At 38.4% G+C, this 18,782-nt stretch carries 24 protein-coding genes and 1 pseudogene; 2 read left to right on the top strand and 23 right to left on the bottom strand.

Features of this window, described 5'->3' with window-relative positions; genetic code table 11:
- Nucleotides 1-2: 2 nt before the first annotated feature.
- From JOD82_RS09180 to JOD82_RS09145, 8 genes are all read right to left on the bottom strand, one after another.
- Nucleotides 3-287, bottom strand: coding sequence for a hypothetical protein (locus tag JOD82_RS09180; RefSeq protein ID WP_209948433.1), 285 nt, complete (start codon nucleotides 285-287; stop codon nucleotides 3-5).
- A 238-nt stretch (nucleotides 288-525) separates the two neighbouring features.
- A complete protein-coding gene (locus JOD82_RS09175) occupies nucleotides 526-1,188 on the bottom strand; it encodes a hypothetical protein (protein WP_209948431.1) in 663 nt (220 codons plus the stop codon).
- Nucleotides 1,189-1,246: 58 nt separating this feature from the next.
- The gene (locus JOD82_RS09170) at nucleotides 1,247-1,576 is read right to left on the bottom strand and encodes a hypothetical protein (RefSeq protein WP_209948429.1); all 330 of its coding nucleotides are present in this window, start codon (nucleotides 1,574-1,576) and stop codon (nucleotides 1,247-1,249) included.
- Between the two features lie 158 nt (nucleotides 1,577-1,734).
- Nucleotides 1,735-2,079 carry a hypothetical protein gene (locus tag JOD82_RS09165; protein ID WP_209948427.1) on the bottom strand — a complete coding sequence of 115 codons (345 nt, stop codon included), beginning with the start codon at nucleotides 2,077-2,079 and terminating at the stop codon, nucleotides 1,735-1,737.
- A gap of 122 nt (nucleotides 2,080-2,201) precedes the next feature.
- The gene (locus JOD82_RS09160) at nucleotides 2,202-2,702 is read right to left on the bottom strand and encodes a hypothetical protein (RefSeq protein ID WP_209948425.1); all 501 of its coding nucleotides are present in this window, start codon (nucleotides 2,700-2,702) and stop codon (nucleotides 2,202-2,204) included.
- Nucleotides 2,703-2,864: 162 nt separating this feature from the next.
- The gene (locus JOD82_RS09155; protein ID WP_209948424.1) at nucleotides 2,865-3,152 is read right to left on the bottom strand and encodes a hypothetical protein; all 288 of its coding nucleotides are present in this window, start codon (nucleotides 3,150-3,152) and stop codon (nucleotides 2,865-2,867) included.
- Nucleotides 3,153-3,300: 148 nt separating this feature from the next.
- Nucleotides 3,301-3,513: a hypothetical protein gene (locus JOD82_RS09150; RefSeq protein ID WP_209948423.1), complete on the bottom strand. Its 213-nt coding sequence runs from the start codon at nucleotides 3,511-3,513 to the stop codon at nucleotides 3,301-3,303.
- Between the two features lie 95 nt (nucleotides 3,514-3,608).
- Nucleotides 3,609-4,301, bottom strand: a complete 693-nt coding sequence (locus JOD82_RS09145; protein WP_209948422.1) for a hypothetical protein — start codon at nucleotides 4,299-4,301, stop codon at nucleotides 3,609-3,611.
- Between the two features lie 196 nt (nucleotides 4,302-4,497).
- Here JOD82_RS09145 and JOD82_RS09140 point away from each other — a divergent pair, with 196 nt between their 5' ends.
- On the top strand, nucleotides 4,498-4,776 hold the full coding sequence (locus tag JOD82_RS09140; RefSeq protein WP_397376025.1) for a zinc ribbon domain-containing protein: 279 nt from the start codon (nucleotides 4,498-4,500) through the stop codon (nucleotides 4,774-4,776).
- Nucleotides 4,777-4,890: 114 nt separating this feature from the next.
- On the opposite strand, the gene JOD82_RS09135 is transcribed toward JOD82_RS09140, so the two are convergent.
- The 7 genes from JOD82_RS09135 to JOD82_RS09105 all read right to left on the bottom strand — a co-directional run bounded on the left by JOD82_RS09135 (nucleotide 4,891) and on the right by JOD82_RS09105 (nucleotide 9,541).
- Nucleotides 4,891-5,538, bottom strand: coding sequence for a regulatory protein RecX (locus JOD82_RS09135; RefSeq protein ID WP_209948421.1), 648 nt, complete (start codon nucleotides 5,536-5,538; stop codon nucleotides 4,891-4,893).
- A 118-nt stretch (nucleotides 5,539-5,656) separates the two neighbouring features.
- The gene (locus JOD82_RS09130) at nucleotides 5,657-5,869 is read right to left on the bottom strand and encodes a hypothetical protein (protein ID WP_209948420.1); all 213 of its coding nucleotides are present in this window, start codon (nucleotides 5,867-5,869) and stop codon (nucleotides 5,657-5,659) included.
- 3 nt (nucleotides 5,870-5,872) lie between these two features.
- A complete protein-coding gene (locus JOD82_RS09125) occupies nucleotides 5,873-6,058 on the bottom strand; it encodes a hypothetical protein (protein WP_209948419.1) in 186 nt (61 codons plus the stop codon).
- 134 nt (nucleotides 6,059-6,192) lie between these two features.
- Nucleotides 6,193-6,498 carry a hypothetical protein gene (locus tag JOD82_RS09120; protein WP_209948418.1) on the bottom strand — a complete coding sequence of 102 codons (306 nt, stop codon included), beginning with the start codon at nucleotides 6,496-6,498 and terminating at the stop codon, nucleotides 6,193-6,195.
- Between the two features lie 445 nt (nucleotides 6,499-6,943).
- The gene (locus JOD82_RS09115; protein ID WP_209948417.1) at nucleotides 6,944-7,804 is read right to left on the bottom strand and encodes a hypothetical protein; all 861 of its coding nucleotides are present in this window, start codon (nucleotides 7,802-7,804) and stop codon (nucleotides 6,944-6,946) included.
- Nucleotides 7,805-8,457: 653 nt separating this feature from the next.
- Nucleotides 8,458-9,024: a hypothetical protein gene (locus tag JOD82_RS09110; RefSeq protein ID WP_209948416.1), complete on the bottom strand. Its 567-nt coding sequence runs from the start codon at nucleotides 9,022-9,024 to the stop codon at nucleotides 8,458-8,460.
- A 250-nt stretch (nucleotides 9,025-9,274) separates the two neighbouring features.
- On the bottom strand, nucleotides 9,275-9,541 hold the full coding sequence (locus JOD82_RS09105) for a hypothetical protein (protein ID WP_209948415.1): 267 nt from the start codon (nucleotides 9,539-9,541) through the stop codon (nucleotides 9,275-9,277).
- A 251-nt stretch (nucleotides 9,542-9,792) separates the two neighbouring features.
- Here JOD82_RS09105 and JOD82_RS29835 point away from each other — a divergent pair.
- A pseudogene (locus JOD82_RS29835) lies at nucleotides 9,793-9,873 on the top strand (zinc ribbon domain-containing protein); the annotation flags it as partial.
- 485 nt (nucleotides 9,874-10,358) lie between these two features.
- Here the strand turns inward: JOD82_RS29835 and JOD82_RS09100 are convergent.
- The 8 genes from JOD82_RS09100 to JOD82_RS09065 form a co-directional block, all read right to left on the bottom strand.
- The gene (locus JOD82_RS09100; protein ID WP_209948414.1) at nucleotides 10,359-11,159 is read right to left on the bottom strand and encodes a hypothetical protein; all 801 of its coding nucleotides are present in this window, start codon (nucleotides 11,157-11,159) and stop codon (nucleotides 10,359-10,361) included.
- Between the two features lie 507 nt (nucleotides 11,160-11,666).
- Nucleotides 11,667-12,203, bottom strand: a complete 537-nt coding sequence (locus tag JOD82_RS29830) for a hypothetical protein (protein WP_209948413.1) — start codon at nucleotides 12,201-12,203, stop codon at nucleotides 11,667-11,669.
- Between the two features lie 112 nt (nucleotides 12,204-12,315).
- The gene (locus tag JOD82_RS09090) at nucleotides 12,316-12,753 is read right to left on the bottom strand and encodes a hypothetical protein (RefSeq protein ID WP_209948412.1); all 438 of its coding nucleotides are present in this window, start codon (nucleotides 12,751-12,753) and stop codon (nucleotides 12,316-12,318) included.
- Nucleotides 12,753-13,187, bottom strand: a complete 435-nt coding sequence (locus tag JOD82_RS09085; RefSeq protein ID WP_209948411.1) for a hypothetical protein — start codon at nucleotides 13,185-13,187, stop codon at nucleotides 12,753-12,755. The genes JOD82_RS09090 and JOD82_RS09085 overlap by 1 nt, the downstream gene beginning before the upstream one ends.
- Before the next feature lie 38 nt (nucleotides 13,188-13,225).
- The gene (locus JOD82_RS09080) at nucleotides 13,226-13,366 is read right to left on the bottom strand and encodes a hypothetical protein (protein WP_209948410.1); all 141 of its coding nucleotides are present in this window, start codon (nucleotides 13,364-13,366) and stop codon (nucleotides 13,226-13,228) included.
- Nucleotides 13,367-13,402: 36 nt separating this feature from the next.
- Nucleotides 13,403-13,957 carry a macro domain-containing protein gene (locus JOD82_RS29075; protein WP_245248953.1) on the bottom strand — a complete coding sequence of 185 codons (555 nt, stop codon included), beginning with the start codon at nucleotides 13,955-13,957 and terminating at the stop codon, nucleotides 13,403-13,405.
- Between the two features lie 18 nt (nucleotides 13,958-13,975).
- Nucleotides 13,976-14,380, bottom strand: a complete 405-nt coding sequence (locus JOD82_RS09070) for a DarT1-associated NADAR antitoxin family protein (RefSeq protein WP_209948409.1) — start codon at nucleotides 14,378-14,380, stop codon at nucleotides 13,976-13,978.
- A gap of 223 nt (nucleotides 14,381-14,603) precedes the next feature.
- Nucleotides 14,604-18,758: a S8 family serine peptidase gene (locus JOD82_RS09065; RefSeq protein ID WP_209948408.1), complete on the bottom strand. Its 4,155-nt coding sequence runs from the start codon at nucleotides 18,756-18,758 to the stop codon at nucleotides 14,604-14,606.
- Nucleotides 18,759-18,782 lie beyond the last annotated feature (24 nt).

Raw genomic sequence — 18,782 nt, 5'->3', positions numbered from 1 at the left:
GTTTATTTAGAGTTGTAACTGTAAAAGAATAGTTCGATGTTGCCTAAACATCGAACTATTCTCTCCTGTACACTTAATATCCCTGCTATCTCAATTGATTCACAATCTCCCTGTTTTAACTGTGCTGAAAATTCGTTATGCATTTTGAGTAATCCACCTTTTAATACATCACGAATCCAATCATGACCGACCATATGATCTACATCTGTAGGCAATTCAGACCATTCCTCTTTCGCCCAATCTGGAAGTATGTCCCCTACTAAATCGACAATTTGAGCAGATTTCACATTCTTCCCCCGCATTCCCAAGGTTTTATTTAAAGTCTAAAAATTCAATTTCAAAAGTGTAGGTTTGAAACGTCAAACGTACCAAATCCTTTTAAGTGATCCGTAGTTTTTGTCTGTTCCTTCCAAAGTGACAAATCCCCATATACTATTATATATGAGGATCAGAGTCACACAACAAGTGGAATGTTTACTTCATTTATCTAAATCGTCACAAATAAAAAGAATCGATAAGAGCCCTTTAAATATCTTTGGCAAATTTAGAAATGCCCAAAACATCTTTTTTTAGATAATCTCGAACATCAAAAGAATTTTTGAGATATTTAATTTCCGCCCATATTTCATTAGTTGGTAAATAGCGAAATTCTAATCGCCGACCTCCTAATGTAAATATAAAATAAGAATTGTTCAATTTCGATCTTTTCCAACGTATATCATCTCTTTTGTTCAGTGTTTCGATGATCGGGTACAAATCATAATATTCTTCATAAATATCATCAAAGTGAATGGGATGCATTAAACGATCTCCATCCAACGTATAGAGATTGTGAGAGTAACCCTCACTTTTCAATAGCATGACTTCTTCCGTACCAAATTCCTCAATATAGCTAAACGGCTTTTGGATATAAAATTGATTATACCGTGTAGAATCCACAAAAATGTTTTCTTCTTTGTGCGCCTCCTCAACTCCTTTTTTAAACAAACAGAGTTTTTCCATTTTGGGAACAACCTTATCGTTGTTGACGGAAGCTATTTTCTCGGGCGTACTAATCCCTTCTGAAATAGAATCCTGTTTTCCTTCGATTTGAGTAACATCTCTAAAGGCGACAATATCCTTTTCTATGTCGATGGTGAATATTTCGCGAACAACTTGGTACGTAATATGAACGCTTTTATTCTTCATTGTTCTTCGGCTCCCCTATTAGGTTTATGAATTCAAGAGTGTTTACTGATTCCTTAGTTCAATTTAACCAAATTCGTTTTCCATCTAAGCTAATGTAATCAAGTTCAACCATCATACGAAACTTAAAAAGTGTAACGAAACCTTTTGGCGTCTTTATTTCCCTTTTATCCACAAAAGAATCTTCCGGCAGATTGGGCAATGCACAATACCAAATATCCATATACAGGTTACCATTCTCCAGCCGAGCATTATGATCTTGATCCACCAAATCAAACCAAACCCACTCGATGGGTTCTTCGTCAGGTATGTCAGCAAAGACAGCTCGTTTCACACCAACACGCTTCAACTTTCCTTCTAACAATAATGAAATCGCTTCTTCCTCTTTCATCCGTATCTCTCCTTATATAAAAATTACATATAACACCTTTTTATTTTTAACTTTCATATCATATGCATGAATATATACAAATAAAAAAAGAGGAGGAATATCTATCCTCCCCTCATTGTCCATATACACTTTTTCTATGTTGCGAGAATGGTTAACTCTCAACTGATGTGTTTGGTTCCTCTTGGTAATGTTTTTATCTTTTTAGATTCATGATTCCAATCCATTGTGATTTCCGAATCGAAGTATCTCACAATATCTTCTACTATACTCCGAATCTCTTCAGGAGGAATGTATCCATTCTGCCAATTGCCGTTCGAAAAATCGTAGGCAATAAACTTACCCGATAATGGATGCATAATTAAAGACCTAATCGACCCGCCTCCTAAACCTTTTTGCAGATTTGCTTGCGATGCAACTACAACTATAATCCTAAAGCCTTTGTAAGCGTTACAAACATAACGTTTACCGTTATGCGGTTGATATTCATCTAAATTAAATTCCATTTCATCTTCCTCCAGCAATAGAGTTAAAGATATCTCAAATAAAATAAAGTAGGAGCCAGCAATGGCTTCCCTTATTCTACCATACCAACCCTTTTTGGGATACCTATTGATCCTCACGAATATCAAAACGATAGATTACCATCCGTTTCAAGAATATCCTTTGTTTTTACTTCCACAACAACGCCATTCGAAAATTCCAGCAAATGAATCCATGGCACATAAGGTTTTGGACAAATGACCACATGCTGATAAGTTCCCTCATTTGTTTCCACATCAACAAATTTTCCTGCTGATGAAAAAACACGAAAAGCGCTATCATGTCTTGAGGTCTCAAGTTCACAATCAATAAAAATCTCGATACCCGTTACAGTCTTATACGTTTTATCCGTCCGCTCATGATCAAAATCCTCGCAAAGTTGTCTTGCTGTTTTCCCAACGGCGTCCAGGTGCTCATCGACATTAGGTAAAGTTAAAAATCCATAAATGGTACTATTGTTCGCAGATGTTCCAAATGGAATGAGCAGTTCACCATCTTCAAGCTTCCCCAGAAGAGAAACCATTTGATTCTTGGTGAGTCCACCCTCTAACTCAACCATCATACCTACAGCTTGATACTTTTTCATATTAAAAACTCCTCCTCGAAATAAATGCAAAGCATCTCCAATATATTTAAGCACCTTCTATAGTAGAAAAAAGAGTTAATTATATAACGATAAACATGAAATGTACTGATCTAATAAAAAAAGAGTTTCCCTTATTTAGAGAAACTCTTGGTTCAATCAGTTTTAAATCATATTTCCTACGTTTGAAATCATGAGGAGCATATTAATCGCATACTCTTCTTGATTTTCGGAATTCATCATATTTGAAAGTTCAGCATACTTAACTTCCTGCAATTTATTTTCTGCAACGGAAGTCAATATACGAACGAGATCAGATGGTTCGAGTTTTAACAAGGTTTTTTCAAGCACCATTTCATCTATTTCAACATGGTCTTTTCGAGTATAGAACTTGTCTATATCCGATTCTTTTAGATAGTTAGTACCGTCGAGATTAATTTTTCCGATGTCCATTTTTAGCTCTTCCCCTTTTCTCTCCTTCTTGATTGCAATCGTTACATGTTCGAGGAAAGCCCTGAGGTTCCCCATCCTCTATATAAGATCCGCAAGTTTCACAAAGAATTCCTTCTATAATCATTTCAGCGATTTCACCCACAAGCGTTCACTCCTCATCCTTCATTGGTGAAACCAAGATGCTTAATCCACGTTCTCCATAGTCCCACATTTTTACCCATGGGTATGTACCTTCGGGAAGGTTAAATACACACATTTCCTTGGGTAGAATCTTCTCTTTATCCGCAATACAACCATGGGTAAAAGTTGCAGGATGAATAGAGACGACTCGATTCGTATCATTGATATATTTGAATTTCATGGTAGACACCCTTTCATATATTACAATTTTCACACTTTACATTAGAAGCAGGGATACACATCTAAGGTATCCCCGCCTTACTGTTGCAAAATGAATTATATTTGCATTAACCGACGCACGCCAACTATCTGCCCTCCAGCATCTCGAAAAACACTTTTAGGTCCTGTGTCTGGTGTATAAACATCGCGTCTACTCCCTCCAAGTGCTTGGGCTACCAATACAGATACGAGATAAATGGTGTTTGGACGAGACTCTGGTAATCCATCTACGTCCGTGTACTCTACTCGTACTACTGGCACTTCGTCTACACTTGGTAGCTGGATATCGTTCGTATTAACTCTCACCATTTTTCCAGTTGCAGGATATGCCTTGATCACAGCACCAGCATCATCCACGATTTTGACTTCATGCGGTGTGAGATTCACAACCTGTACAGGTAGTGCTTGATCATTTGCCAATCGTTTAAATCCTTCTAAATCGTTGCCTTCGAAACTTTTAAAATTAAACACAAATTGAATATCTTCAAGTGAAGAGCGAACATCCGACAAGAGGCTTTCATTTCCGTAGCCACCGAACTTGATCTCCGTTCTTTCGTCTTCTGACAAATAAATGGCCCAAATGTCAAAGTTGTCACCATCCGTTTCCCATTCTTCCGATCCGGTGCTTAGTATAAAAGCATCAAATATTTCTTGCTTTTCACGTTTTTTCAGATCATTAAAGAGTGTCTCTCCAGACGCCTGCATCACTTCAACCGCTTTTTGAGCTGCTTCCGCCAGTGTATTCATCATTTGAATTTCTCCTTTTTCTGTCTCATTTAAAGAGACGTTTTATTTGTTGTTATGACTCAACTCCAAATTTTTAAAGTCCCTATATATTAGGATGGATTTTTAAATTTATTCATGGAAGGCAAGAAGACCTCCTCCTCAAAAGCGTCAGCTTTAGGGGGGATGAATCAAGCATTTTTCTGTATTTAAAATCGAACATATGTGCTATAAAAACGGCAAGGAACGGAGGTGTAGGGCATGCAACGTAGTCAGGATTTTTCTTCGAAAAACCTTAAACATTTGGTACTGGCGCACCCTCAAGATTGCGGATCCGTTTGCTCCGACAAGTCAAACCTGCCATGTTTGTGGCGCTATGAACACTGAAGTGAAGAATCTCCAGGTGCGGCAATGGACCTGTCCATCCTGTCATACCACGCACGATCGGGACGAAAATGCAGCCCGAAACATTGAAAATGTTGCCATACCGATCGTAATGTAATCTCTTCGAGAACTGTGGGAACCACAGGGATCGCTTGGTATACTTCAAACCAAGAGGTTTGATGACCCAAGAATCCCCCACTTCAAGCGTAGGCTAAGTGGTGGGAGTGTTCAATCAGCAATTATTATTGGCAACAACATTCCTAATTGCTTTTCCAGCAACATCATAAGAATAACCTTTTCGAATTAAAAATTGAGTTAATTTCTGATTTATTTTTGGAGCGATATCTTTCCCTTCAAGTGAGCGATATCTTTTCTCACACAATACAGTCGCTTGCTCCAGCTCCTTTTCCTCTGTACAAAGTTCATCTACAACTTCCGTTATAATATCGGAATGAATTCCTTTTTGTTTGAGCTCAGCTTTCAGCGCTCGCTGACCAAGTTTCTTCATATTTTGACGATCTTTTGCTAATGTTCGAGCAAAGCTTTCATCATTGATATAGTGATAACTCTTGAGCTTTTCTAAAGTAGCATCAATCCAGTTTTCTTCATAACCCTTTTGTTGTAAACGGTTTCGAAGTTCTTGCTCACTGCGATTACGGAATGATAAAAGATGGAGCGCACTGTCCATTGTCTTTTGTATTTCCTCTGCCGTTATTACCTCGTCTATAAACGACTGACTGATATCGCTGCCAACTTCTAAAGATTTACGATGACGTAAATAAACATCTTCCGATATTCCAAATGCAAAGGTGTCATCAATATAAAGTGAGTAACGGGATTGATTTCGTTTTTGTGGTTCGATTTTTGTGATTTTAGCCATAATACATCTCCTTTTTGTAAATTATATTTTACTATATGTAAGAAACACTGTACACATCATCCATTCTGTTGATGTAAAACAAAAAAAGAAGCTTCTAACGAAGCTCCTGTATCATTGGTTATACTGGCATCAAAATAAGATGATGTTCATTTATTTCTTCAAATGTAAAGAATAACGCACCATTAACCCTAATTACACCAGCATGATTCTTGAATTTCACAGCTTTAAAAACACCCTTAAAATGTTCTTCAGAACACCCTTGCTTTTTAATTCTAAACAAATCGCCCTCTTTGATCTCCAGATTATTATAGCAATACATGAAATCAGTCACCTTTCATCGCTCCTTTAACTTACAAGAAGATTGTTTGATCAACATCGCCGCTTCAGAAGCGGTTATTAATGTCTCAACGCCTGTCCCTTTAATCTGAGGTGCAATATTATAATCAATCGCATACCAAAGGTCATTTTCATTTTCAACAAAATCAATTGCGTACAGTGGCGCACGGATCGAAAGGTTCATCCATGAGACATCCTCTTGTTCAATTGAGATTTTGCTCGTATTCCAATTCGAACGCCAATCTTCACTTTCGTACCGAAGCAAAAAGGATCGATTTCCAACCTTCAAATACCGCCAAGATACCCCATTGAATGCACTTACATACCTGACCATAAAGAAATCGGGGTACTCAGCCAACGCCGCTTTATACGGCAGCAAGAGTTTTGTTCCCCGCGATGACTTGCTATGTCTGTATGAACGACAACATACGTATCATTGGTTAAGGTGTCTTCATTCACCATTTCTCTTACCCAACCAAATATGGGGACAGTAAGCCCTTGAACCTTCAAAAACTCAAGCATTTTCTGACGATTCATCCCACCATTCGTCATTCGTCTGAATACTTCACCATGTAAATCGAAGTGGTGATCATAATAATCAAGAAAATTACTAATTAACCTCATTAGAAGTTCACTCCTTTCATTGTTCATGTCATTAACATTTCCTTTTTATCGATACCTCCATATCCTATACAAAAGCTTAGCAAACAATCAAAAGAGGAGGCTTTCGCCCCCTCCTTACGTCGACCTATATTTCACCACTAATCACCGAGAAATGCCTGTGCATCAAATTCTATTATGGTTTCCCATTCTACATAAGGGGAGTCATCCGGATCTTGTTTGTAAACAGCTCTTTCTACTCCCCCACACACATTTCTCCACATCCATGGTAACCCGAACCTCACAGGCTGCTAATGGTTCATACAACTTATTGATATAGATCAAATTGCTACCGTGCGTATGAATTCTTAGTTTCTGATCAGGTTTCGCGTGGATCTCTTCATTTTTTGCAACAACCTAAAAATTCTCAAACTCTTTTGCGAATATCTCATCCTTTTCAACAATCCATTTAACGCTCAAAAACAATAGCGATGGTATTGCTTGATGGATTTTTCCCGATTTGTTTGATTTCCTTATTCTTCGGAAGTTGATTCATGAACCAAGAACCGTTCATCGTCGAACGATCCTCTCTTATCATTAGATCCAGTAATTTTAGATCGCCCTTCCCTTTCCCAGTTGCCCACTTTTTCAAATCTTTTTGATAAGCGCTCTTGTCGAACATTAGCTCTTTTTGAAGTTCTAATTCGCCTAATATGCTAAACGATTTGATGTAATCCGCTGGAATCCCGCCAACAACACCTACGGTTGCATAATGAGCAAGTGATTCTTCCCAGGTCATTTCAATAAAATCGATTCCTTTTTTCACTGCGGACTTAATTTTTTGGCTAATATATTTCGAATGAAAAAAGTCTTCATCTGGTACAAGCAATGCTTTGGGAACTTCGCACTCGATATAACAAGGTATCGTCTCCCAACTCATCCACCAAGGAAGAACCTCTCGCCCTTCTTGCTCAGCTTTTTTTTGAACATACACATCTGTTGCTTTGTACGCATAAAAATAATGCCATTTATTAGTAAGGTAGATTGTATTTGAAGCTGAGCTGCTTATTTTTTCATAGTTATCGTTATGAGTCTCTTTTCGAGGCAATAATCCATGCTTCAAAATTTGATTCAGATATGCCGTAGTTGTCCCATGATATAACGTAATCGTGTCTTTGATCTCTGAGTTTGAAATCATCTCTTCATGTTTAAAGGATTCCAACACTTTCACATGGGAATCTTTCAAATAATCGGTGATACCATATTGACCTGACTCTGTTCGGTAATCCTCGATATCGAGTATCCCGTTGTTTTGTATATGAACTATCATCGCTTAACTCCTTGTATCTGGTCTATTTTATCTCATTTTAACAGAAGATCGACTTGGTTAACCAGCGTACAAAGGGTATTCTTCTTTTTCATGTACATCAAGTAAGTTTAGGCTCAGGAGGTAAAGTACATCAACATTGTCTATGAACGGATATGTGACCCGTGAATATTGGCTGATTTAGTAAGACTCATGACATTGTCAATCGTGCTTTGTTCATGTCCAGCCAACCAACCTATTATGCTCTCTAATTTTTCTAATCTTTGTTTGTATGCATTACCCAAACAAAGTATCAAATATGACTTATTTCATATGATTACGTGTCTATCCCCTCGTTCTTCTCCTCATTTTTCGATTAAAAATTTTTCTAAAAGCTATTCCTAACGCAAGATAGTTTCATTTTTATGATGTTTTTGTAAATTATAATTGACATGTTCTATATACAGTAGTATGATTCAATTATCGGTACAAGATATGGATGCCGAGATTAAAAAAAACTACCAGATGTTGAAAAGAGAAAGGAGTGATTCTATATGTTGAAACGTATGAAGAAAGAAATTGCTGTAGACATGCTTTATCTGGCTGCCGGTCTTATTCTCGCCCATGTTATTAAGGTGTTCATGTAATGCCTGGCTACTTGGATGTTCAAGCAAGTTTTATGCGGCTGCGTTAGAATCAGTCGATTCCAATATAATTTGTTCTAATGGAGTCTCATAGATTATGGAGTATTTTTTTACTTTTTCATAAATTGACGAATCATTTTCATCACTAATAACAACAAAAGAACGATTACCCTGGTCTCTGTGATTTAAAGATAAGAGTGTTTTCGTGCTTAGCAGAATGTCTTCACCCATACATAAAATTGACGATGCTTTCTGAAGATAGTCGAACCATGTTTTTACGTTCTCTGCTTCCTCTTTATGAAGAGTTGGTTTCATTTCAAAAATGATATATGGTTGCTGCTCAACATTTACACGGTGAACATCCTCCAGACCAAAATCCATCAGTAGATTTTTCAATGCAAGGATTTCTACTGGTGGGTCAACTTTCACCCCAAGCTTCCCACCTTTTGAAATGAGCTCCAATAATTTATTTATAACAAACCTGCTATCTATCAATAACGTGGCTGAAGAAAGCAAGATCATATCAAATTCACGAATTCCCTCCAGCAGTTTTAGTGTAGAGTTCATATTTCCCTTAATAAAAGCATTTCCTTTTAGCAACTCAACCCACATCTCCCTTTATTTTTTTCATTTCTATACAAACATCTTAAATAAGAATATATAGAGCAACAATGCATCTTATGTACAACCTTGTTCGATTCAAAAATGATAGACATTTGTATATAAACTTATCGGTATTTTGTTATGTATAATACAAAAACACCATGTACCCCATGGATAATGGGAAAACATGATGTCATTCATACTGGGATTTGAATGCACGCTTGTATGTGGTACTCAGACGCAAGGTTTATGTGGCTGCCGTACATTCTGAATACGGTTGTTCAAGCTTACGAGTAGACTCTTCCGGATTCCCCTCTTTTTCTGGATAGACATAAATATGAATAACCCCATTTCTCTTCAACCTGTCAATATAAGACTCTGTTAGTGTAAGTCCTTTCCTAAGTAACAACATATCCCTATCTTTGTAAACATCCCTTCCCAGTGTATAACCGATATAGCGATTTCCAAGCTCTACTCGCTCGTTTTGAATAGGTATTTCTGTGTTCTTAATCATGATTCAAACCTCCTTTTATTCTCAACTCCTTTTTTATCGTTGAAGGCAGGAAGACTCCTAACATGCTTAAAAATCATAAGCTGGCGAAATCGATCGCCGATGCGTCATGGAGAGCGTTCAGCAGACAACTCACTTATAAAGCGGAATGATACAGGCGCACTCTCAAGATGGCGGATGCGTTTGCTCCGACAAGTCAAACCTGCCATGTATGCGGAGCATTACACCATGAAGTTAAAAATCTGTAGGTACGGCAATGGGTGTGCCCATCCTGCCAGACCCTCCATGATCGGGATGTAAATACAGCCCGAAACGCTAAGGATGTTGCCATATAGATCGTAATATCTTCGAAAAACTGTGGGAACCACAGGGATAGCTTAGTATACTTCAAAGCAAGCGGTTTGATTACCCAAGAATCCCCCACTTCAGGGAAGGCTAAGTGGTGGGAGTGTTCAATACTTCTTCTATCTTATGAAATAATAGTTTAAACATTCCCTGCATTTCAATTGTGAGCTAAATGGGGGATATTTGTTTCAACGGACCGATTCGGTTCACTTTGAACCAAACAGCAGCACCATCATCATGGAGAGGATGGCAAGATCGGCATCTCCACAGTAGGGTTGATGACTTACTTTATCTCCAGCTTTAACCACCCAATTACGTTTCTTATGATATGTTTTCCAGGTTGATAGGCATTCCAGCGGTAGTCATTATAGATACTTTCATTACTCAACTGATCGGATATCTGTGTAAACAAAAAAACGTATTTAGTTCACTCGACTAAATACGTTTTTTCCTTTTAAAAATGCATATTTATGTTTTAGCTACGACTTCCGAATGAACCCACATATGTAAGATCATCGCTGTCAATGACTTGACCTGGAGTTACAAAAGCCTCTTTATTTGGAGTATAGTGACCGATAATATAGTCTGTGTCATAGTTTCCATAATAGAAAGCTTGCCAAATAAATTTAGAGCAGTAATTAGGGTTTATAGTTTTAAGTTGAAAGTTATCCCAAGAATAAATAGGTATATGGTAACTTGTTACCGAAGAGTAATTGTTTTTTGCCCAATTAGCTGCGTTACGACCGTGAGTCGCTCTATAGACAGCGATTGATTCATTAGGATTATGCCTCGTTTGGTAATAAGAAATGGTATCCCTTTTTCCGCCTTCTCCTTGATTATCATTAACTGCATTTACATGATAAACCATATAATCAGGTCCAATGATACCAACATGTCCAACAATCATTGCGCTTCCGCCTAATGCTTTTGATGAATAAAGTACATCTCCTACCTTAACTCTGATATTGGTTCCTGGGTAGGTTGAATCTGGCTCTAACGCTGATGGAGATAAGCCATACGTGGCCTCTGGAGCACTTATAGAAGGATCAACTTCTGGAGCACTTATAGAAGGATCAACTTCTGGAGCACTTATAGAAGGATCAACTTCTGGAGCGCTTATAGAAGGATCAACTTCTGGAGCACTTACAGAAGGATTAACCTCAGAAGCACTTACAGAAGAATCAACCTCAGAAGCACTTACAGACGTTATACCAAAAAAAGAGGTAAAGAAGAGAAACATTAGTAGAGCAGGTAAAAAAACTTTGATTTTTTTCATAATGCACCGCCATTTTCCATAAATTTAAATGCAATACTTATTATACACAGAATGTACTGGAAGTAAATAGAATAATAAGGTATGATTATCCTAAAAGAAGATTTGTTTGTTTGAATAAGAGAGGGAGATGAAAAATTGAATTTTTATAATAATAGATTGGTTCAGATATTAAGCGTAATACTCTATCCCATTTCGGCATTCATCATATTAAGCAATGGTGATAAGATAGTTTCATGGGGTATACCAGCAGTCATTGCAATTTTGTTTTGTTTTCTTTGGAAAAATGTTCAACATCTAATGATTTCCAATGCATTGTTATGGATTTTATCAGTACCAATTTGGTTGTTTTTGATTGAGGGAGGGCAGGGAGCAGAAGTTTTCATTGCATCTTTACCATTCATCATACCCCTATATATATTTATTGTGTTTCTACCAGAAATTATAATTGTTTCGATTAGGAATTCCCTTCTCAATAAATTTAGACATCGAAATAATGAGCAGAAATAATTATTTTGAAAAATAATTGCATATTAGTTGCTCTTTAATAGGTATCCTGCAAAGACTGAGAAATCCTTCACCAAGAGGTGAAGGATTTCTCATACGTGGAAGCAAAAGTGTCGGCAATCTGGAGGGTACGCCCGTACCATCCTGCTCTATAACAAACTGTCGTCTGAATTCAGTCCAGAACGCATTGGCGATTGACTTCGCCATCTGTAGTTCTTGAGCATACTTCTTTTCATATTGGCTCAATATACAAATAATCCCTTGCCCGTCGCTGCATACGCATCGCCAAAAAATGATTAAAAACAAAACGGCAACAACGTTCACTTTGAAAACAAAAATAGCGTTCCATCCTCCACTTGCAGATGATGGGGATTTTTTCATGAATATTGATAAAAAGAAGAGGTTTAACCTCACCAGATTGTCGAGAAAGTCCAACGGACTTTCCGGCACTTTATTTTTTATTTGGGGAGACTCAACTTTTAAAACAAAAATCGATTTAAAACGATCTGAGGACCCATTTTTATTGATCAAAACGGCCATTTTAAACCTCATTAAAAAACAGGGGGTTTCACGACAGCCTGAGAAGAGGTTAACCTCTTCCTTTATACTTCAACTTATTCTACCGTTAAAAAGTCATGAAGTTTTTTGAGTTTCATTCATCCTCTTCGTTTTCAATGTTTTCAGGTACTCCAATGCGATTCATGTCTACTTTATAAGGTATGTTCCATGCATCAAGAAGAACGCGAAAAGACATGGACCACAAGGCTTCTTCTTTTCTTCGATCCCTTACTTCAATCCAAAGTCTACAGAGCAAAGAAGATGTGACTCCCTCCAGTTTTTCATTGGATTGATTATCTTTGGTAATACGTCTATAAAAATCAAAAAGTTCATTACGATCCATCACCAGTAGACTGTTAAACAGGACAAAAAGGTCATCCCGATCATACAAAGCATCCTCCTCAGATACTCGTTGAAACAGATCCATAAGTAGTTCATTAAATTTAACAAAAATACTGGGTTCTCGTTTTAGCAATGCTCTTTGAAGAAAAACATATTCCATTGTGTTGAATTTCATTGTTAATTGTTCCATTAAAATGAACATCCTTTCTTTCCGAAAATGTTATAATACATTTCTTTTTGTGAATGATCGAAGAATCCAATGTGTTCCGTTACCCATTGTTCTTGCTGTTTGGTTAGAGTAAATCCTGCCTTGCGAAAAGGCGACAAGCTCACAACACCGCTTGCGTCTCCAACAAGGGTACTGGAAAAATACAGACACGCATGCTGAACAATTGGATCAATGGACTCTGCGATAATGTAGTGTTCAGCGTTGCCGCACTTATGGAATACTCCATCAGGTGTTAGTACACCGCTAACGCCTCTACCAAGTTGGAAATGATAATCTGTTACTTTAGGATGATATTTTTGCTGCTGCTTCCTAAAGTCCAAGTATTCATGAATAACATCCATATGGTTAACGGAAATTCCCATTCCTTTTTTCAAAGAAATATCGATGATACGCATGAATACCTCTGCCATGGAAGGGTCATATTCGAAATCGATCAATGGGTATTCGTCTTGAATCTGCTGGAAAATTTCCGGATTTTCATTCGTCTCAAATCGAAAGCATCTGTTAATTGCTCTTCCGTAAGGTTATACGGATATTTTGTAGCTCTGAAATAGACTTCAGTACCTTCTTTCATGAAACAGCCTCCTTAATTGAATATACAAACTCTGTTTTACATCGGTAAACGATAAATCGTTACAGGATAATCATGAAATACTTCTTTAATGATGCCGAGTATTTCACTCCAATCACCACCGCCCAGTCTGCTTCCAAGTTCATAGGGCAGTGCACAAGAGTATCCTTTCTTCTTAGCCTTTTCCTTCATCGCCTCAAGAGCTTTCCAAAGGAATGCCTCTTCTGTTCGTTTCCGGTCAGTTCCAATCTCGTGTTGACCGAACAGATTGGCAACGATTTTAACAATCTTCCCCTCATTCTCGGGATATACAAACAGGGTGTCGTTCTCCTCGACAATATCCTCTTTGACCTCAACCCATTGACAATGCCCCATCAGGCTACGTCCTTTAGGATCGACCTCACAAAGGGCAACATATTCCTTGAAAACAATAGGATATTTTTCTTTAATGTATTTAGCCAGTCCGCCTCCCATAATACCCAGACAGTTCACCTGTTGACCGATAACGAGTTCTTTTGCTTCAAGCAAGTCACCTGTTACCTCATGGACAAACACGCCTCTAAGAGCCAATAGGAGGGGTTCACACTCTTTCATAATTGAAGCTCTTCCCTCTTACACGTATTGGCGTATTACATCTGCCTGGCAATTCTGAGACTTTCCTCTGAACATATCCGTAAAATCATCGAATTGTTTGGCGAATGCAACTAACTGAGGATTGGCATCCAAATATTTGACCCACAGCAACTTATAATAATAAGTAAGATAGTCAATCGGTAGTACAGTTCCTCTAATATTGACTCGAACAATTTGACGCCCTTCTTTTTGCCATGATTTCGCTTCTCGCCAATCTTTGGCTTTTACGAAATGACCTACATGATCAACGAATTCTTTTGCATCCTGATAATGAGCTTCAATGGTATCTAATCGTTTGATTCCTTTGATGTTCACTTCAACCTTGGCGTTCAGAGCAGAGAATCGCTTGTCTCCACGTGATGAACATTCTAAAATACCTGGCAATGATTTTACCCCTTTCTTCAGTTCATATTGTTTAAAACAAAACCTGGTTATGAATTGATCTAATATCTTATGTAGAAAAAAAATGATTAAAACTATAGGTACGTTTAAACATATGATCATTCTCTATGTATTTCCGTTGAACATCGATTTTCAATATGTCCATTCAAGTATAAAAAAAGAAAAAGAGCCGAAATACATCGGCTCTTTCTTGTATAGTTCTAACTTAGCGAATGACAAACTGCATCATCAATGGATTTTTTAATGAGCGTCCAAAAGGAGCCTTCGAAAACATTTTCGTCTTTACGGATTTGTCAATAAAAATGGTGTACATCTCACCTGACTCGAACTTATGATCTTTCGACTTCACGTAGATCAACCCATTGGCAATCTGAACATCAATATTTTTCATCACTTCGCCTTTGTTATTAATCACAAAGACATTTTCAGATGTGATGGAAGAAGCATCAATATAACTGTAACGAGCGTTAAACGTCACCGTTGCTACATTTGCGCTAATATTTTCAGTATCCGTAATATTGGACTTTCTCAGCAATTCTTTGATGCCAAGAGTTTCTTTCAGCTTATCCAGCTCTTTTTGATGCTCTCTTTTCTCTGCTCCATTAGGCATAGCATTGATTTCTGCCATTGCTGTTACATAAGCAAATGCTGTTTTACTTTGTGCAGCACTTGCCAATGCTTTGGTTGCCTGCTCATTCGAGGTGGTCACATTACCTACGCTGCTGCTACCACCACTACCACCACCGCCATCAAAACTTTCGTTTTTCTTTTTCTTACTTTTACCCGTAGAAGGAGTTTCCACAGGTGTAATGACAGGTGGATTAATAACCACTGGAGGGTCAACAACGACCACCGGAGGATTAACAGGTGGTTCTACAGGGAGACTACTTGTCGTAGCTACAATACTTTTCCCTACAGACTCATTTCCATTCATATCAACCGTTTTGAAAACAAAAGTGTAATTCGTAGAAGGTTCCAATCCGTTAACCTGATAAACACTATCTGTGACGGTTATCGCTTTAGCTCCATCTACTCCACTCATATAGATATGGACAGATTTAAAATCACGATCTGTTGGATTTGTCCAACGGAAGGTGACAGCATCGGTTGTCACTTTCTCTACCTTCAAGCCACTGACTTCAGCAGGTGGTGTTATATCTACTGGAGATACGACCACTTCGTTATCCGTTTGAGCAAGAAGATCAACACCTAAAGATTCGTTACCTGCACGATCCATGGTTGTTGCCTTCATTTTGTATTTTCTTCCTGGTACAAGTCCAGTAAAGGAATATTCCGTCGAGTTGGTATCACCCACCTTAACGTCATCCAGATACAAAATCACTTTTGAGAAGTCGGCATCCATTGGATTTTTCCAAGTCAATTTTAAGGTTGTAGCTGATTTTTCTGTAGGAGATAAACTCAACACTTCCCCAGGTGCTGTTGTGTCTGCTGGAGGCACAATCACTTCTGGATCTGTAGTTACCTTTACCATCTGTCCTACAGACTCATTGCCATTCATATCTTCTGTTCTTGTCTCAATGGAATACTTCGTATCGGCTTTCAGTCCAGTCACTTGATACTCTGTCCCAGCAGTATCACCCACTCTACTTCCATTCACATACACATTCACTCTTGCAAAATCTGTATCGACTGGATTCACCCATGTCAACCGAATGCTTGTTGGAGACTTTTCAGTAACTGTCAAATCTTTGACTTCCGCTGGAGGCGTAGTATCCGTTGGTTCAGTAGGGGTAACAACATCATCTTCTGTCGTTACACTTACAGTTTGTCCACCGGATTCATTGCCTGTAGCATCAACTGTTTTCACAGTCAGCACATATTTTTGATTTGGATTCAGTTTTGTAAACGAAAAATCTGTCCCCGAAACACTGCCAACCTTCACACCATCGAGATATAGATTTACACCTACAAAATCGGCATCGATTGGATTTTTCCATTGTAAACGAATCGTCGATTTAGATTTTTCGGCAACATCCAAATCACCAACTTCTGCTGGGGCTGTCGTATCCACTGGAGGCGTAACGACTTCCGATTCAGTGGTCACATTTATCATTTGTCCAACGGATTCATTACCTGCGGTGTCTACTGTTTTGGCGGTGACTGTATATTTTTGATTTGGATTCAGTTTTGTAAACGAATATTCTGTTCCTGAAACTTCGCCAACTTTCACACCATCTAAATACAGATTTACCTTCGCGAAGTCCGAATCAACTGGATTTACCCACGATAAACGAGCTATGCTTGAAGCTTTTTCGCTAACCGTCAACTTACTTACTTCTGCCGGAGCAGTCGTATCTACTGGCGGTGTAACGACTTCAACATTTGTGGTCACATTTACGGTTTTTCCAACGGATTCATTACGCGAAGTATCTTCCGTCTTTACGGATATAACATAATCCGTATTTGGTTTTAGATCACTAAATCTATATTCAGTTCCAAGCGTATCGGCGACTTTTACACCATTTAAATATAAATTCACCTTTGCAAAATCAGTATCTGTTGGATTCATCCAAGTTAGCTTAACCGTGGTTGTTGTTTTTTCGGTCGTATTTAAAGCTGATACCTCCGCTGGAGCTGTCGTATCTACTGGAGGAATCACGATTTCATCGTCCGTTTTCGCATTAACCAATTGTCCAGCCGATTCATTACCAGAAGAATCAACTGTTTTTACAGTAAGCATATAGCTTTTGTTTGGTGTTAGTCCTTTGAAAGTATATTCTGATTCGGTAGCCTCTCCAACCTTTACACCATCCACATACAAATTTACTTTTGAGAAGTTTGGATCGGTCGGGTTCGTCCACTTTAATGTTAATGATGTAGTTGATTTTTCCGTGACCGTTAGGTTGCTGACTTCTTCAAGAGCTGCATGAGCCAAAGTCTTCGCATCAATGCTCAAACCAGTGGATTCGACTCCATTTGCGTCAACAACTTTTACCATAATTTGATATGCGGTATTTGCCTTTAAGCTATCCAGTTTAATTTGACCATCTGTTACGGTTCCAACTCTTACACCGTTTACATACACATTTGCGTATGTAAAGTTAGAAGTCGTAGGATTCGTGAATGAAATGGACATCGAAGATTCCGTTATTTCAGTTGCCTTGAGATTGGTTACTTCACCTTGGACTTGATCATCCGTCTCATTTGCAAAAGTGACCATACCATAACCATATTGATTATCGCGCCCAGGAACTCCTAAATCTTTGATATGATGTCTTAGCTCTTCACGAAGTTGGACATTGCTCATGGACGGGTATTCCTGCTTTAGAATTGCAAGAGCACCTGCAACGTGCGGAGCTGCCTGCGACGTTCCACTAACCTTAGCATATTTGCCACTATTCCAAGTGGAAACGATAGCTACGCCAGGTGCAGAAAATTCATTTTCTGGTCCCATTGCAGATGAACTGCTACGAACCATATTTTGATCCACAGACGATACTGCAATCACACTGCTGTATTTACCAGGATAATAAACACTATCTTCTGGATTTGCTACTTTTTCCGCGTCATTGCCTGCGGATGAAATGACAATGATCCCATCGTTGTAAGCACGATCAACCATATCATGCAACAACTCTGAATCATAATTCATCGAGAGTGAGAGATTGATAATATCCATCTTGTTTTGGATCGACCAATCTAAACCCTCTAAAACATCCCCTAATGTACCGTCTCCATCTGCTCCCATCGCCTTTACAGCGTAAAGTTTAGCACCTGGAGCTACACCAACCATGCCAATATTATTTTTCTTTGCGCCAATAATACCTGCAACATGGGTTCCGTGCCCGTTATCATCTTCGTATGAGGTCGTATAGTCTACCGTCGAGACTCCCCCTGCAACAGCGAGATCAGGATGCGTAGTCATGATACCTGAATCAATAATGGCAACCTTCACGCCGGCTCCGGTATAACCTTTACTCCACATGTCTGAGGATTTTACGGATTGGAAGCTCCATTGGGATTCTTCAGCAGGAATAGTTGTTTGCTGAACTTCTCCACCATTAATTTTCAAAGCAATATTCGCTTCGATATGATCAATATTAGGATCTTTACTCAATCGGTTCAGCTCATCCCTTGTAATCCTTGCAGAAACGGCTGGAATTGCTTTAAACTCGTGATCTACGTCTAAACTTTCATGAATAGCCTTCTCTTTTCCTTTATTATTCTTGTACACAATAATGACATCTACCATGTCTTGTGACCCCAAAGAATAACTTGAATACGCTTCTCCAGCCAAACTTCCGTCTTTCGCACCTGCATGCACTGTCGCTATCCCCGTATTCATGATCAGAGATACGACAATCGCTGATGTAATCACGATACCTGTTTGTTTTTTCATTCAATTCCTCTCCCTGTTTTTAAC

Source organism: Paenibacillus sp. 1182 (assembly GCF_017833915.1).
Classification (GTDB): domain Bacteria; phylum Bacillota; class Bacilli; order Paenibacillales; family Paenibacillaceae; genus Paenibacillus; species Paenibacillus polymyxa_D.
This window is presented reverse-complemented; position numbering and strand designations above follow the sequence as displayed.